This is a genomic window from Leucobacter muris (assembly GCF_004028235.1).
Lineage (GTDB): Bacteria > Actinomycetota > Actinomycetes > Actinomycetales > Microbacteriaceae > Leucobacter > Leucobacter muris.
Map to the genome: position 1 here is coordinate 2,767,045 of NZ_CP035037.1, position 14,399 is coordinate 2,781,443.

The window sequence follows — 14,399 nt, forward strand, 5'->3', positions numbered from 1 at the left end:
GGCGCCCGTGTCAGCTGCGGAACACCGTGTGCAGTCGCGGGTCGCCCACCGCGTCGCGCCCGCCGAGGTCGTCGATCTCGAAGAGCACCGCGGTGCCCGCCACCTCGTAGTCGAGCATGCGCAGCACCTCGTGCGCCGCCGCGAGGGTGCCGCCCGTCGCGAGCACGTCGTCGATCACGAGCACTCGGGAGCCCCGCGGGAAGTCGGCGTGCGCCTCGACCTCGGCGATGCCGTACTCGAGCGAGTAGCCCACCCCGGCTGCGGGGCGGGGCAGCTTGCCGGACTTGCGAATCGGCATGAGGCCGGTGCCGCTCGCGTAGGCGGCCGCACTCGCCAGCAGGAAGCCGCGCGCCTCGAGCCCCGCGATCGCGTCGAAGGTGCCGCGGAACGGGGCGATGAGCGCGTCGACGGTGGCGCGGAAGGCGGGCCCGTCGGCGAGCAGCGGAGTGATGTCGCGGAAGAGGATGCCGGCGCTCGGGTAATCGGGGATCTCGAGGATCAGGGACTCGGCGCGCTCGAGCTCGGCGCTCGACTCGGGGTAGTAGGGCATGTCGAGGGGCTCGTTCGTCGTCTCCGTCACGCGAACCAGAGTACCGGCAGGCGGCGCGGCGGAGCGCGCGGATCCCCGGGATCCGAACAGCACGACCACCGCCATCCCACCCGGCCCGCGAGCGGTCGCGGAGGGCGCGCGAGGGCGACACGCCCGTGCGCCGCGGAACCCGCCCCGATTTGAAGAGCGGAGCGGAGTCGTGTAATGTCTTCCTGGTTGGTGAAACCAACGTGCGCCCCTAGCTCAGCTGGATAGAGCATCTGACTACGGATCAGAAGGTCGGGGGTTCGAATCCCTCGGGGCGCGCCACGAGAATATCCCGGTCAGGAGTCATACCTGACCGGGATTTCTTTTCCGGCCCAACCGGTGCCGAGCTTGTGCCGAGTTGCGCGCTCACGCCGCTCGCGAGCAGCCAGTAAAGTTGCAGCTGCCCGGGCGATAATCACCTGCCGGATCCTCCGCGTTTCACGCGCTCAAGAAGTCCCGAAGAATCGGCAGGAGTTTCTCGGGCTCATCGATGTTCGGCTCGTGGGCGAAGTCGCCCAGCAGGCTCCTCGATCCTGGCGTCAGTTCACGAAGGCGCTCCGACCAACCGGTTTCCAGGAGACGATCCCGCTTCCCCTCCACGAACCAGACCGGCACCGAAACTCTCCCCAGGTCGCCAAGGAAGGTGTCCTCTCTCGGGGGGCTCTGCCGATTCGGCGCGCGCAGCCTCGGCGCGTTCTGCGCCTCCCAGTGCCCTGGCATGAGGCTGAGCTCGAGACGCGTCTCGATATGATCTTCCAGATCGTCGACGTTTGATACGACCAGCGAAGTGATCTTGCGGGCCGCCTCGAGCGTGGAATCGAAATCGGCGAGTGCCTCGATTCCCGATGGGAGCCGGTACGGCCCCCCGCTTCCCGACAGCGTAAGAACCCGACTCACCGGCCATGCCCCGGGTGACTGCGCAACAGCTCGCAAAGCGAGGGATCCCCCGAACGACGCCCCGATGAAAGCCGCGTCCCCGATACCGAGCGTGCGGCAGAAATCCGAGATGTGATCGACGCGGAAGGAATACGGCGAGCGATCGAGGAATACCGCTTTGTCGGTCTCGCCGAACCCGAGCAGGTCCGGGGCCACGACGTGGTAGTCCTCAGCCAGTGCGCCGATCAGCTCCCTCCAGCACAGCCACGCAGACGCCCCATAGGCGCCCTCGTGCAGCAGCACGACGGTCGGGAGCTCCGGTCGGCCGGCTTCGATGTAGGCGGTTCGGAAGCTTCCTGCCCTCACCGTGCGGAACTGCGCGGCAGTGCTCTCAGTGGGCCTCTTACTCATTGTGTGCGTTCCTTTCGTTTGATTCGCGTATGTACCGTCCCAGGTCACGGCATGACCGATCCGCCGTCGACGTACAGGTTCTGGCCCGTGACGAACGCGGCATCTTCGGAGAGGAAGAACGCGACCGGGCCGACGACGTCCTCCGGACGAGCACTCCTCTGGATCGCACGGCTCCGAACGTTCGCGTCTTCCGTGTGGCGGAATCCCTGCACCATCCCGGTCTCCGTGAAGCCCGGGCTCACGACGTTCACCGTGATCGACCTTGGCCCGAGCTCTCGGGCAAGGCTTCTCGCGAAGCCCATGACGCCCGCTTTGGAGGCGGTGTACCCGAACATCTCGGCTGGCCCCTTGGGCACCGTCCCAGACCCGAACATCACCACGCGCCCGCCGTCGTTCATGACTGGAATCAGTTGCTGGAACATGCCGATAGTGGCGACGAGGTTGATCTGGATCACTCGCTGCCAGACCTCAGGGTCGGTCCCCGCGAGGCCGGAGAAGTGCACCACCCCGGCGCAGTGCACGATCGCTCGCACCCCTGCATCATCGACGCTCTCCCGAATCGCCTGGCGCACCTGTTCGGGATCCGTGAGATCCATCAGGACGCTACGCATGTCGGGCGCCGGAACCCGATCCCAGCCGACGCAACGGTGCCCCCGCGTCGTCAGCGTCTCGATGGTCGCGCGTCCGATCCCTCCTGATGCGCCCGTCACAATGGTCACCCCGGCGGTCACGATGCCCGCCCCTTCGAGGCGTGGTACCACGAAAGCACGCGGCTCTCGATCAGATCGAAGACCGCGTTCAGCACGTAGCCGACCATCCCGAGCAGAATGATGCCAGCCCACATCGCTGGCATGTCGAACTGCCGCTGGGCCTGGATCACGAAGTAGCCGATACCGTCCGAGCTGCCGACCATCTCACTGATCACCATCAGAATGATGCCCAGGGAGAGCGACGTCTTCATGCCCGCGAAGAGCTGCGGCGCAGAGGCGGGGACGATAATGCTGAAGAATCGGTCGAGGCGACTGAGTCTCAAGGATCGCGCGGTATCGATATTCGTCGCGTCGATGCTCCGCACACCTCCGACCACGCTGATCAACACCGGCCAGATGGTTCCGAACACGATCAGGGCGACCTGGGTTTGCACCCCGATCCCGAACACCACCATGAGCACGGGAAGAACCGCGGGCGCTGGGAGGCCCCGGCAGAACTCGACCACCGGCGAGTACATGCGATAGAGCGCATCGGAGAGTCCGAACAGATACCCGAGTATCGCTCCCAGCAGCACCCCGATGGCAAAGCCCAGCGCGAGTCGGCCGAGACTCGGAGCGATATCGGTCGGCACGCGGTCGAACAGCCAGGCATCGGCGAACGCCTCCATGATCCTCGGCATCGAAGGGAGGAAGAACGTCTCGGAGCCTAGGCTGGCGATCCAGATCACGGCGACGAGCAGTACCGGAACCACGATCTCCAAAGAACGCCACCGGCGGTTTTCGCCTGACGGACGGCGCTGTTTCGAACGCTTCAGCGAACGGATCCGGATCATCGCCGTCGATGATCCGTCTGAGGGTGTTGTCATCAGCTCCCCGCCTTTCTGTGCGAGACGTGCCAGTTGAGCAGCCGCCTCTCGATCTGCACCATCACGATGTTGATCAGCACCCCCAGACAGCCGGTGACGAAGATCAACGCGTACATCTCCGGGACGTTGCCCGACGAGCGTGAGACGTTGATCAGAGAACCGAGCCCCGGAGCTCCAATGATGATCTCCGTGCTGACCACGAGCGCCAACGAAATCGCCGATGCGAGGCGGATCCCGGTGACTACGTAGGGGAAACTGCTCGGGATCAGCACATTCAGAATCATGCGCCGGGTTCCGACCCGCGCCGATCGCGCCACATCGAACTGCAGTGGATCGAGATCTCTCATACCGTAGATGGTTTGCACCAGGATCGGCCAAGTCGACGCGAACGCCGCGAGGAAGACCTTCGACTCCATTCCTGCCCCGAACATGATGATCGCGAGCGGGATCAGCGCGACCGAGGGAACCGGGCGCAGGAACTCGATGATCGGGCGCAGCGCATAGTAGATCGGATCGACGAGCCCGCAGATCAGCCCGACAGGCACTCCGATGGCGAGGGCGATCAGCAACCCGAGCCCCCATCCGCCCATCGTCAGGAGCACACTCGACCACAGCGTCGCAGAGCCAAGCTCCTGTCCGATCTGAAGCACGATCTCGGACACCGGAGGAACGAACCTCGGGTCCACGAGCCCGAGCCGCGACGAGAGCTCTGCCGCGATGAGGATGCTCCCGATACCGAGCAGCGCGAGCAGCAGGTTCCGCGCCGGAAGGGGAAGACGCTTCTCATGGCTTCCCCTTCCGGCGGACGGCGCACTCACCGTGATGGAAGTCAACGAGAAAGCCCCGCCGTCAGCGTCTCAAGGTCGACCTCACCCTCGACCAGGTCGTATCGCTGGCCCAGCTCGACGAAGAGCTCGATGTGCTCGGGATCGGCCTCGGTGATGAACGTGGGAAGATTCATCTCGGCGACAATGTCCTCAGGAATGCTGAGAAAGGTCGGCACGACGGCGCGCGCGGCGTCCGGATTCTCCTTCGAGTACTCGACCGCGGCCTTCAGCCCGTTCTGGAACCCGGTAACCGTCGCCTCATTCTCCTGCAGGAAGGGCATCGTCGTGAAATAGACGCCGGCTTGGAACCCGGGGGTCACGAGCTCGTAGGGGAAAGCCACGGGGCGGGCGTCATCCTGCATCTCCGACATCGTCACGAACGGTTCCAGCATGAACGCCGCATCGACCTGTCCCGAGGCGAGCGCCGCGGGCATTTCCGGGAACGGAATCTCGACCATGTTGACGCTTTCGGTGTCGATCCCCTCTGTCTCAAGCGCATTCTTCAACGTCACCTCGAGGATGTTGCCCAGTGCATTGACCGCGATGGTCTTCCCGGGCAGCGACTCAAGCCCGACGATGTCGCTGTCCGAGGGCACCAGCACGGCGGCGTTCGCATCCGACCCGCCCTGCACGTCCTGTCCGGCGGCGACACCACCTGAGACGACGGTGATCGGCAGGCCTCGGCTGCTGGCGATGACCAGCGACAGTGTATTCGAGTAGCCGAAGTCGATATCCCCCGCGACGACGGCGGCCGTCACAGCGGGACCGCTGTCGAGCACCTGGATATCGACGTCGAGGCCCTGCTCCTCGAAGAAGCCCTGTTCGACCCCCATGTACAGTGCAGCGTTATCGGCAGCCGCGAAGACCCCGACATTGACGGGAACGAGTCCGTCGCCGTCACCCGGCTGCTCGGCGCCGGCGGATCCGCTGCAGCCCGCCAGGAGCGCGATGGAAGCGGTGGCGGCGAGCGCCGTCGCCATCGTCTTCTTGATGTAGTGCTTCATTGCAGTTCTCTTCTCTCTCGTTTTCTCTGGCCTACGGACTACCCGTCGCTGCGGGGCGGCCGACCCCGGTCGACGAAATCTGGATAGGGGAATCGTGCGGAGACCCCTCCGTCGATGACGATCGACTGGCCCGTGAGGGATCCGCAGGATCCGAGCGCGACGAACAGCAGCGCCGCTGCGACCTCCTGTGGCGTCACGAGTCGGCCGAGGGGGATCGCGCGCGCGAACTCCTCGGCGCGCTTCCCGGCGAGCAGTTCGTTCATCCTGGGTGTGGCGACGACTCCGGGCGATACCGCGTTCACCAGTACCCGTCGTTCGGCGAGCTCGACGGCCGCCGATTGCACGAGCGAGTGCAGGGCGGCCTTGGCTGCGGCATACGCCGCCATTCCCTGACCACCGCTGTGCGCGACCGCCGAACTGACGAAGGTGATCGTGGCGCCGTCCGGAAGCCGCGGCTGCAGGTCTCGCAGAATGCGTCTGGCGTGGTCGACCACGATCGCAAGCTGTCGATCCCAGGAACCGTCATCGATCTCGTCGACCCTCGAGAAGTACGCGACCCCGATGACATCGACCACGCAGTCGACGACCAGACCCTCTGTCTCGATGACCTCGATGACACGTTCCATTCCGACCTGCTCCGTGGCGTCCGCGCTGCAGGCGATCCCGCCGATCTCATCGGCCACCCGTCGCGCCCGCCGGTCGTCGATATCGACGCAGATGGTCCGCTTGCCCGTCTGCGCTAAGGCGTGCGCAGCCTGTCGGCCGATGCCGTTCCCGGCGCCGAACACGATCGCAGCGCCATCCGATCTCACCGGCGTGAGATAGTCGGGAACCTCACTGCCGTCCCGGTCAACCACGATCCGCTCCGAGGGGCGACCCTGGACGCACGGAGGTCATGATGGACTCGAACACGTGCGCCCTCAGATGCGCGAACTCCGGAAGTTCTTTCGTGGTGATCTGATCTCGCGGCCGGGGCAGGTCGACCGCGAGCTCCTCACGCACCTGGGTCGGTCGGGACGACAGGATGACGACGCGATCGGCCAGGTAGACGCTCTCGTCGATGTCGTGCGTGACGAACACGACAGTCACATCGTAGGTGTGGCGCAGCCGGAGCACCAGATCTTCGAGTTCGCTACGCGTCTGAGCATCGACCGATGCGAAGGGTTCGTCCATCAGCAGCACCTTCGGCTGGAAGGCCAGCGCGCGGGCGATAGCCACCCGCTGCTGCATGCCGCCCGACAGCTGCCACGGGTACTTGCGCTCGAAACCGCTGAGGCCGACTGCCTCGAGGGCCTCGCTCACACGCCGCGTACGCTCGGTCTTGTCGATCGGCAGCCGTTTTAGCGTGAACTCCACATTCTGAGCTACCCGCATCCAGGGAAAGAGCGACCTGCTGTAGTCCTGGAATACCAGCCCGAGGTCGGCCGGCGGCTCGGTCACCCGTTTGCCCAACACTTCGACCTCGCCTTCACTCGGGCTCATCAACCCGGAGATGCACCGCAGCAGCGTGGTCTTTCCGCAGCCGGAGGGGCCCACCACGCAGATCAGCTCGTTTCGCGCCACCTCGAAAGAGATGTTGCTGATCGCCTCGACCGCCTCGTCTCCTTGGCCGTAGACCTTCTTGAGACCACTCACCCGCATCACGACGGAGACCTCCTCGGAGACCGCGTCGGCGAGCGTGCTCATGACCTCGCCTCTTCGTCCTGCGCCTCGAGCGTCTTCCCTCCGACGCCCCAGTGATCGCGCGGGATCGCGGAGAGAACCACCTGCACCTTGGCGGCTGGGATCTCGGCCGACTGCGCGTAGGCTTCGGTGACGGCGCGGACGATGCGTCCCGCCTCCTCAGAGCTTCGCTGCTGGGCCTCGAAAACTTGAATGTACGGCATCTTCTACTCGCTTCCTTCTCGTTTGCTCGGCGACACCGAGACGTAGTCCTGCGTTTCGACGCTTCTCGAGTCCTCAAAGAAGCGATGCAGCGAGAGCGGCCAGTTCTGAGTGACCGTGCCCCGCTTGTTCTTGTACCAGTTGTCGAATCCGTCGACGCCCCAGGCGCGCAGCCTGTTCTCGCGATCCATCTCCCGCGCGTACTCGCGGTACGCCTCATCGGTCACGTCGATCTGCCGACCGCCGCGGAGCTCCATCTCGATGATGAGCCGCACGATGTACTCGGCTGCACACTCCGACATGAAGACCGCTGAACCGGTGACCACCAGGTTGGTGTTCGGGCCGTAGAGCATCCCGAGGCCGGGGAAGCCCGGCACCGATACCCCTTTGTATGCGCGGGCCTCGCCATCCCAGAACTCCCGGATCGACGTGCCGCCCGTGCCGCGCACATCGATGGTGGAGAGGAAGTCGCTCGCGGCGAAGCCGGTGGCGTAGACGATGACGTCCACCTCGATCTCCCGGCCCCCGACAAGCATCAGCCCGCCTGGCGTGATGTGCTCGACTCCGTCGGTCACCAGTTCCGTGTGCGGAGAGGTGAGGGCCCGCGCCCATGATCCGTCATCGCGCAGAAGGCGCTTACCACCCGGCGGGTAGGTGGGGATCACTCTCTCCAGCAATTCGGGGTGGTCCGCGAACTGGCTGCGGAATCTCTCGAGCAGTTGTTCGCGGAACTGCAGGTTCGACATGGAGATGGTGCTGGCATTCGAGGCACGATCCCATTCGGCGTCAACGGTGACGAGGGACATCCTGCCCTCTGCCGCGAGCCAGAATTGCCAGAAGCGCAGCCACTTCGCGTACTCCGGAAGCAGTTGCAGAAGAGTGAGCATGCCCTCGGGGAGCGGTTGCTGGTAGGTGGGTGTCGGCATCATCCAGGGCGCTGTGCGCTGAACGACGTAGAGCCCCTGCACCTGGTCGACGATCGAGGGGACGATCTGGTAGGCACTGGCGCCCGTGCCCACGACTGCGACACGCTTACCCGTGATGTCGAGGTGTTCAGGCCACGTCGCAGAGTGGCACCACTCGCCGGCGAAGTCTTCGATCCCCGGGATGTCCGGCAGCTTGGGAGTGTTGAGCTGGCCGACCGCCATCACCACGAAGTCGAAGACTTCGGTGAGAGGGAGCCCGTCGGAGCCGGCGGAGGTCACCAGCCACTTCGCCTGATCCTCGTCGAAAACGGCGGAACTGACGTACGTATTGAACCTGATCTTGTCTCGGATCTCGTACTCGTCGGCCACGACGTCGAAGTACTGCCAGATGTCATCTCGCTTCGAGAACTGGTCGGGCCAGTCGGCTCTCTGCGCGAACGAGAAGGAGTAGGCGAAATTGTTCGTATCGAGCCGGCACCCCGGGTAGCGGTTCTCGAGCCAGGTGCCTCCGCATCCCGCGTTCTTCTCGAACACCACGTGGTCTACCCCGGCGCGCTTCAGGTTGTACGCCATCGCGAGACCAGACATTCCGGCGCCGATCACGGCCACCCGATAGCGAGAGAGATCGATCCCCCTCGGAACGGTGGGCGTGCCGTGCTTGGGCTCGCCGAGCTCGTGCAGCAGCAGATCTTCGTACTCCTGCGCTTCTCCACCGGTGAGGAAATCCAGAATGCGCTGGGGCGGCACGCTGACTGCGGCGCGTTCTCCGGAGAGGTACCGCGCCACCCCCTCCACTGCTAGTGTCCGAGCCTGCTCCTGCTGTTCCGGCGACATCCCGCCCTGCGGGAAGATCTCGGCCTGCGCCGGAGTGAGCGGGGGTCTCACCTGTTCGGAGACGAATCGTTCATCGCCGAGCAGGAAGGCCAGGGTCGCCAGGAGCGGCGGGAGCTCCGCACCGGCGACCAAGCCGCGTAGTTCGCTCTTGGAATAGTTCGGCAGCTGCGGTGCGACTGAGGGATTGATTTCGATGGTGCTCATGAGCGGTGGGGGTTCTCCTTGCGGGTTGACGGATTGCGGATGAAGTCGACGATGACGCGGACGAACTCCTCTGGCGCATCCAGGTTCGGCAGGTGCCCCGATCCGGGGATCTCCACGATCAGGCTTTCTCCGAGCGCGGTCGCTACCTCTTCAGAGAGGACTCGAGGCGTCTTCTCGTCTCGGTCTCCGATGAGCACCAGACTTGGGCAGACCACCCGAGCAGCAAGCTTCCGCGCGTCGACGCCGAAGCAGACGGCCGCTACCGCGGCATAGTCGTCGGCTGGAATACCGGCGATTGCGTCTACTAGCCGGCCCGGATGCGGTTCGGGAACATCGCGCGTCAGGGTCGTCTCGACGTAGCGCTCGGCATAGCCGCGCATTCCAGCCTCGACCACCGACGCGTCGATGCTGTTCAGTCGCGCCTCGACCGTCTGCTCCGGAAGATAGATGAACGAGTCGGAGACCACGAGTGAGCGGACTTCTTCTGGGTGCAGTGCCGCGTATGCGACGGCCTGGAAACCTCCCATCGAGACCCCGACGAGATGCACCGGCCCCTGGTGCTCGGCTCGTATCTGCCGCCGCAGCGAGGCTACCCAATCGAGGAGGCTGTGCTCACCGGGACGCGGCTGCTCCCCGTGGGCGGGAGTCTCCGGTGTGATGGCCAGCATGTCGGCGGGCAGCAGATCGACGACACGCGCCCATGAGCCGGCATCCGCCCCGAGGCTGTGCAGGAAGGCGACCGGTATCTCTTCGTTTCTCAGGTGATTCATGTGCCTGTGCGCGCCTTTCAAGCTTCGTTGCTGTTCGCGTTCTCAGAAACACAACCACATATTCCAGTCAATGTAATCTTGCTTTTCGCCTAGTGAAACACGCGCCATCCGGATACGATGGCCAACATGGCACAGAAACGCTCGGAGCCTTTGGAGCTGGTCACCAAGACCACCACTGTGATCGAGCTGATTGCCGATCGAGGCAGCGCCGGAACCACGCTCATCGCTCGCGAACTCGACATGTCGAAGGCGAGCGCGTACCGCATCTGCCAGACACTGGTGTCGCGTGGATGGTTGTCACAAAACCAGGCAAAGCAGTACCAGTTAGGCCCGGTGCTCCGCACCACGCTGCAGCAAACCACGGGAGTCGCCTCCTACAAGGAGACGCTCTTCCCGTACATGACCCAGTTGCACCGCTTGACGCAGGAGTCGATCCATCTCACCCACCTGGAGCGCCGCCTCGTCGTCTACGATGAGCAGTTGGTCTCGACCCGCCCCGTGAGGTCGGTGATCAAGGTCGGCGGCCGCTCGCCGGCACATGCGGTCTCTCCCGGGCTCATCCAGCTGGCGTTCCAGACGAATGAGTATGTCGAGAACTATCTCTCCGCTCCGCTGGCGAGATTCACTCCGGGAACCATCGCCACGCCTCAGGCGCTCCGAACGACGCTCGCCGAAGCCCGGGAGCGAGGCTACGCGTTCAACCTCGGCGGGTACCGTTACGACGTCGGAGGCGTCGCGCGGGCGATCCTCGTCGGGGGGCGCCCGGTCGCGGCGATCTCGATCTGCTGCCCCGTGTATCGTCTGAGCGCAGACGTCGTGTCCGACTATGCCGAACTCCTGATGTCGGTTGTGGGTGCGGCACAGAGTGAGATCGACGAGGTGGCCGGGGAGATCGCCGCATAAAGGCTCCGGCGGTTCGTCCGATCCTCGCGACAGGGAGGCACCTGAACGACGCCCACTTCAAGAGACGACAAGCCGTCTTGCGCTATATTCGGGGCGAAAGGGTCGAATCACGACCCGGAATCTCGATGAGGGGCCGAAAATGAGCAGAGCGCGATCCATGGACGAGAAGGATCGCATGATCCTCGCCTGTCTCCGCGAGGACGGCCGCATGCCCAACACCCGCATCGCCGAGCGGGTCGGCCTGACCGAGCGCACCGTGCGGAAGCGACTGCAGCGCCTCACGCAGGATCAGGGCCTGAAGGTGCTGCCCGTGATCGACCCCGATCTCATCGGCCTCGACACCTGCATCTACGTCGGCTTCAACGTCGAGCGGTCGAAGCTGCAGCAGGTCGCGGCTCGGGTCGCAGCGATGCCCGAGGTGCGCTATCTGGCCCACGTCGCCGGCCCTTGGGACCTGCTCGCCGAGGCCTTCCTCGGCTCGCGGGAGCACCTCGCCGACTTCCTGCTCAAGGAGATCGGCGAACTCGAGGGTGTGACCTCGACCGAGACCATCAACGTGCTCAGGATCGCGAAGTTCGGCTACGAGTGGGAGGTGCCCGACGTGACCAAGGAGCACCTGCCCGAGCACAGCATCGCGCATCCTGAGGGGTAGCCGGGATCGCGGCTCCGGCAGGAGCCGGACACCCCGGGAGGGTGCGGGCCGGATCGCCTCGGGCTGATCCGTCCCGCGCCATTCCCGGGGCTTCGCCCTACCGCAGATTGTGCTTCGCGTTGGCGAAGAGCATCTGGCTCAGCACCTCCCAGACGAGCCGCGCGGTGATGTTGCTGGGATCGTACAGCGGGGCGAGTTCGACGTTGTCGACCGCGCTGGGCCCCCGCTCCCCGATCATCTGACCGATGCGGATGATCTCGGGACCGGTGAAGCCGCCCGGCTCGGGGCCCGTCGTGCCCGGGGCGTAGGCGGAGTCGATCACGTCGCAGTCGAAGGACACGTAGACGCCGTCGACGCCGTCCCAGGCCTGGTCGAGCGCCTCGGCGATGGTCTTCTCGAAGCCTCCCCGCCGCACGTCGGACATGGTGACCACGTTGATCTCCCGCCGTTTCACGGCCTCCCACCAGTCGGGCACGTTGATCGTGCCGCGCGCGCCGATAGCGACGACGTTCTCGGGGCTCACGTTCGGGAGGTCGGCGGCCCGCACGAGCCCGCTGCAGTTGGTCTGATAGTCGCCGCCGATGTCCTCGCCCGCGTCGAGGTGGGCGTCGAGGTGCACGTACCCCATCTTGCGATCGCTGCCGAGGTGCTCCGACAGCGCGCGGGTTCCCGGCACGCACACGGAGTGGTCGCCGCCGACGATGAGGGGCATGGCGCCGGCATCCAGGATCTTGGCGATCTCGGCCTGCACCATCTCGTGCGTGCGCTCGAGATTGCCGACTGCGACCGGGCTGTCGCCGCAGTCGACGAGGTCGTAGCTCTCGAAGAGATCCACGTCCCACTCGAACGACCAGGGGAACGTCATGTTCGAGGCGATGCGGAGCCCGCGCGGCCCGTTCGAGCTTCCCGGGCGCTCGATCGCGGCGTTGCCCCCTCGTAGGGGAAGCCGAGGAACGCCGCCCTGGGGCGCCGGTCGCGCAGCTCATCGGTGGGCACGTGCGGGGCGCCCAGAAGCGAGATCACCCCGCTCGAGATGGCCGCGAAATTACTGATCTGGTTGTGCGCACTCACGATATTTCCCTCAAAACCCCGATTCGATCACTGCGGTCCGAATTATGGCCCCTGATCTTCATTACAGCGCCGTAATTCGTCGCTAGTATTGCACATTAGGCCGAGATAAGGGTACCTTCAAGTCGCTGGAATGTTGAGAACAGGAACATTGGAGTTCACATGAGCCAATCAGGCACGCTGGCGGCGCCCGAGCCGGGCAGAACGATGAAGCGAGAGTTCACGACGGGCTCGGCCCTGTCGATGGCCTTCGTCTTCATCTCGCCCATCGTCGCGATCTACAGCGTCTTCGGCGTCGGGCTGCAGGCCGTCGGGCCCGGCTTCTGGTGGGGCTGGGTGGTGGTGTTCGTCGGCCAGACCTTCGTCGCCCTCACGCTCGGCGTGCTGGCCTCCCGCTGGTCGGACGCGGGCGGCGTCTACCAGTGGTCTCGTCGCCTGCTCGGGGAGCGCTACGGCTGGTTCGCCGGCTGGACCTACATCTGCGCCCTGCTGATCGCACTGACCTCGGTCTCGTACAGCGCGGCGATCTTCGTCGCCGCGCTCTTCGACCTCGACGCCGGCAACGTCGCCCTCGTCACGCTGCTGGCGATCGGCATGCTCGCCGTGACGACCGCGCTGAACCTCGCCGGGCGCTGGGTGGTGAAGGCGATCGCCTACGCCTGCGTCGCGGCGGAACTCGTGGCGTCGATCGGCATCGGCGTCTACCTGCTCCTCTTCGAGCGTCACAACAGCCCGGCGATCCTCTTCGAAGGCCTCGATCTCTCGCCGGGCGGCGCCCTGCTCTCGGCCCCGCTCGTGCTCGCCCTCGTCTTCGCCGGCTGGTCGGCACTCGGTTTCGAGAGCGCGAGCACCATCGCCGAGGAGGTGCACGAGCCGCGCCGGGCGGTTCCCCGCGCGATCGTCTGGTCGATCGTCCTCATCGCCGTCACGGTGCTCTTCACCGGCCTGGCCTTCATTCTCGCGATCCCGAGCGCCGATTTCCTCACGAGCACCGAGGCCGCGGCCGACCCGGTGCTCGCGATCCTCGCCCACTACCTGCCCGGCGAAGCGGTCAAGGTGATTCTCGTGATGTTCATCATCGCGTTCCTCGCCAGCCTCATGAGCATCCACACCGCGGTCTCCCGAGTGATCTGGGTGTACGGACGTGACGGCAAGCTGCCCTTCGCCAGCTCCCTCGGCAAGCTCCGCGGGCGGCAGTCGCTGCCCATCACCGCTACGCTCGTGGCCGGCATCATCCCGATGCTGCTCTTCATCCCGCTGCAGAGCGAGGGCATGTACAACATCCTCATCGCATTCACAGTGATCGGCTTCTTCCTCGCATTCACGTTCCCGGTGCTCGGGTTCGCGATCGCGAGGGCCACGAAGCGGTGGACGCCCCCGAGCGACGAGCCGCTGTTCCTCGGCCGCTGGGGCGGCCCGGTCTCGTGGATCGCGCTGGCGTGGCTGGTGTTCGAGACGATCAACGTGCTGTGGCCCCGCGAGAGCGGCGGCGGTTGGCTCGCCGACTGGTCCTCGGTGCTCGCGACCCTGCTCATCGCCGGCATCGGCGCGGTGATCTACATCACCATGCGGAAACGCTCGCCCGGCATGGATGATCGGGCGCTCACCCGACCCGAAACCGTGGTGGGCGTCGACTGAGGCCGTCTCGCCGCTCCGGCCCGTCCTCCCGTTCTCCGGGAGGGCGGGCCGGGCCCCGCACCGCGCCCCTCGCGCCCTCGCGCTCTCCGCGTCCCTCGCCCGCCGAACCGAAGATCATATCCGGCATTCGCACGGCGGCACCAGCCCCTCCCGCGCGACGCCGGTCTCGCCGATACTGAGTGTCCCTGCACGAAGGAGCACGCCATGACCGACAGCACGCAGCCGCCTGCGGCCCCGCCCATCACGAAC

Annotated in this window: 15 protein-coding genes and 1 tRNA gene; 4 read left to right on the forward strand and 12 right to left on the reverse strand. The window is 65.5% G+C overall.

The window, feature by feature from the left end; genetic code table 11:
- Window positions 1-10: 10 nt before the first annotated feature.
- A complete protein-coding gene (locus tag Leucomu_RS12860; protein WP_128387879.1) occupies window positions 11-550 on the reverse strand; it encodes an adenine phosphoribosyltransferase in 540 nt (179 codons plus the stop codon).
- A 232-nt stretch (window positions 551-782) separates the two neighbouring features.
- On the opposite strand from Leucomu_RS12860, the gene Leucomu_RS12865 reads away from it, so the two are divergent.
- Window positions 783-859, forward strand: a tRNA-Arg gene (locus Leucomu_RS12865).
- A gap of 156 nt (window positions 860-1,015) precedes the next feature.
- Here Leucomu_RS12865 and Leucomu_RS12870 read toward each other — a convergent pair.
- From Leucomu_RS12870 to Leucomu_RS12915, 10 genes are read right to left on the reverse strand one after another with little or no spacing between them, the layout of a single operon-like run.
- Window positions 1,016-1,864 carry an alpha/beta fold hydrolase gene (locus Leucomu_RS12870; protein WP_128387460.1) on the reverse strand — a complete coding sequence of 283 codons (849 nt, stop codon included), beginning with the start codon at window positions 1,862-1,864 and terminating at the stop codon, window positions 1,016-1,018.
- Between the two features lie 44 nt (window positions 1,865-1,908).
- Window positions 1,909-2,595 (reverse strand): SDR family NAD(P)-dependent oxidoreductase, encoded by a 687-nt coding sequence (locus Leucomu_RS12875; RefSeq protein WP_164884566.1) that lies wholly within the window; start codon window positions 2,593-2,595, stop codon window positions 1,909-1,911.
- Window positions 2,592-3,440, reverse strand: coding sequence for an ABC transporter permease (locus Leucomu_RS12880; protein WP_228407113.1), 849 nt, complete (start codon window positions 3,438-3,440; stop codon window positions 2,592-2,594). Before Leucomu_RS12880 ends, Leucomu_RS12875 begins: the two co-directional genes overlap by 4 nt.
- A complete protein-coding gene (locus Leucomu_RS12885; protein WP_017883793.1) occupies window positions 3,440-4,273 on the reverse strand; it encodes an ABC transporter permease in 834 nt (277 codons plus the stop codon). Before Leucomu_RS12885 ends, Leucomu_RS12880 begins: the two co-directional genes overlap by 1 nt.
- Window positions 4,270-5,271 (reverse strand): ABC transporter substrate-binding protein, encoded by a 1,002-nt coding sequence (locus Leucomu_RS12890; RefSeq protein WP_128387462.1) that lies wholly within the window; start codon window positions 5,269-5,271, stop codon window positions 4,270-4,272. The genes Leucomu_RS12885 and Leucomu_RS12890 overlap by 4 nt, the downstream gene beginning before the upstream one ends.
- 38 nt (window positions 5,272-5,309) lie before the next feature.
- A complete protein-coding gene (locus Leucomu_RS12895; protein ID WP_164884567.1) occupies window positions 5,310-6,128 on the reverse strand; it encodes an SDR family NAD(P)-dependent oxidoreductase in 819 nt (272 codons plus the stop codon).
- Window positions 6,121-6,957, reverse strand: a complete 837-nt coding sequence (locus Leucomu_RS12900; RefSeq protein WP_128387464.1) for an ABC transporter ATP-binding protein — start codon at window positions 6,955-6,957, stop codon at window positions 6,121-6,123. The genes Leucomu_RS12895 and Leucomu_RS12900 overlap by 8 nt, the downstream gene beginning before the upstream one ends.
- A complete protein-coding gene (locus Leucomu_RS12905) occupies window positions 6,954-7,157 on the reverse strand; it encodes a tautomerase family protein (protein WP_017883797.1) in 204 nt (67 codons plus the stop codon). Before Leucomu_RS12905 ends, Leucomu_RS12900 begins: the two co-directional genes overlap by 4 nt.
- Window positions 7,158-7,160: 3 nt before the next feature.
- Window positions 7,161-9,119 carry a flavin-containing monooxygenase gene (locus Leucomu_RS12910; RefSeq protein ID WP_017883798.1) on the reverse strand — a complete coding sequence of 653 codons (1,959 nt, stop codon included), beginning with the start codon at window positions 9,117-9,119 and terminating at the stop codon, window positions 7,161-7,163.
- Complete coding sequence (locus Leucomu_RS12915) at window positions 9,116-9,889, reverse strand: alpha/beta fold hydrolase (protein ID WP_017883799.1); 774 nt, start codon at window positions 9,887-9,889, stop codon at window positions 9,116-9,118. The genes Leucomu_RS12910 and Leucomu_RS12915 overlap by 4 nt, the downstream gene beginning before the upstream one ends.
- Before the next feature lie 126 nt (window positions 9,890-10,015).
- On the opposite strand from Leucomu_RS12915, the gene Leucomu_RS12920 reads away from it, so the two are divergent.
- Both Leucomu_RS12920 and Leucomu_RS12925 read left to right on the forward strand, forming a co-directional pair.
- Window positions 10,016-10,792, forward strand: a complete 777-nt coding sequence (locus Leucomu_RS12920; protein ID WP_017883800.1) for an IclR family transcriptional regulator — start codon at window positions 10,016-10,018, stop codon at window positions 10,790-10,792.
- Between the two features lie 139 nt (window positions 10,793-10,931).
- Window positions 10,932-11,444, forward strand: coding sequence for an Lrp/AsnC family transcriptional regulator (locus Leucomu_RS12925; RefSeq protein ID WP_128387465.1), 513 nt, complete (start codon window positions 10,932-10,934; stop codon window positions 11,442-11,444).
- A 97-nt stretch (window positions 11,445-11,541) separates the two neighbouring features.
- Here Leucomu_RS12925 and Leucomu_RS12930 read toward each other — a convergent pair whose 3' ends face one another.
- Window positions 11,542-12,309, reverse strand: coding sequence for an agmatinase family protein (locus Leucomu_RS12930; protein ID WP_267128426.1), 768 nt, complete (start codon window positions 12,307-12,309; stop codon window positions 11,542-11,544).
- Window positions 12,310-12,674: 365 nt separating this feature from the next.
- Here Leucomu_RS12930 and Leucomu_RS12935 point away from each other — a divergent pair, with 365 nt between their 5' ends.
- Complete coding sequence (locus Leucomu_RS12935) at window positions 12,675-14,150, forward strand: APC family permease (RefSeq protein WP_017883803.1); 1,476 nt, start codon at window positions 12,675-12,677, stop codon at window positions 14,148-14,150.
- The last annotated feature ends 249 nt before the right edge of the window (window positions 14,151-14,399 follow it).

What these genes read in the sequence shown, in the direction of transcription:
- Leucomu_RS12900 (WP_128387464.1), bottom strand. Translation starts at nt 6,957, where the DNA reads ATGAGCACGCTCGCCGACGCGGTCTCCGAGGAGGTCTCCGTCGTGATG.
- Leucomu_RS12935 (WP_017883803.1), top strand. Translation starts at nt 12,675, where the DNA reads ATGAGCCAATCAGGCACGCTGGCGGCGCCCGAGCCGGGCAGAACGATG.
- Leucomu_RS12860 (WP_128387879.1), bottom strand. Translation starts at nt 550, where the DNA reads ATGCCCTACTACCCCGAGTCGAGCGCCGAGCTCGAGCGCGCCGAGTCC.
- Leucomu_RS12905 (WP_017883797.1), bottom strand. Translation starts at nt 7,157, where the DNA reads ATGCCGTACATTCAAGTTTTCGAGGCCCAGCAGCGAAGCTCTGAGGAG.
- Leucomu_RS12880 (WP_228407113.1), bottom strand. Translation starts at nt 3,440, where the DNA reads ATGACAACACCCTCAGACGGATCATCGACGGCGATGATCCGGATCCGT.
- Leucomu_RS12930 (WP_267128426.1), bottom strand. Translation starts at nt 12,309, where the DNA reads ATGACGTTCCCCTGGTCGTTCGAGTGGGACGTGGATCTCTTCGAGAGC.
- Leucomu_RS12910 (WP_017883798.1), bottom strand. Translation starts at nt 9,119, where the DNA reads ATGAGCACCATCGAAATCAATCCCTCAGTCGCACCGCAGCTGCCGAAC.
- Leucomu_RS12925 (WP_128387465.1), top strand. Translation starts at nt 10,932, where the DNA reads ATGAGCAGAGCGCGATCCATGGACGAGAAGGATCGCATGATCCTCGCC.
- Leucomu_RS12915 (WP_017883799.1), bottom strand. Translation starts at nt 9,889, where the DNA reads ATGAATCACCTGAGAAACGAAGAGATACCGGTCGCCTTCCTGCACAGC.
- Leucomu_RS12920 (WP_017883800.1), top strand. Translation starts at nt 10,016, where the DNA reads ATGGCACAGAAACGCTCGGAGCCTTTGGAGCTGGTCACCAAGACCACC.
- Leucomu_RS12890 (WP_128387462.1), bottom strand. Translation starts at nt 5,271, where the DNA reads ATGAAGCACTACATCAAGAAGACGATGGCGACGGCGCTCGCCGCCACC.
- Leucomu_RS12870 (WP_128387460.1), bottom strand. Translation starts at nt 1,864, where the DNA reads ATGAGTAAGAGGCCCACTGAGAGCACTGCCGCGCAGTTCCGCACGGTG.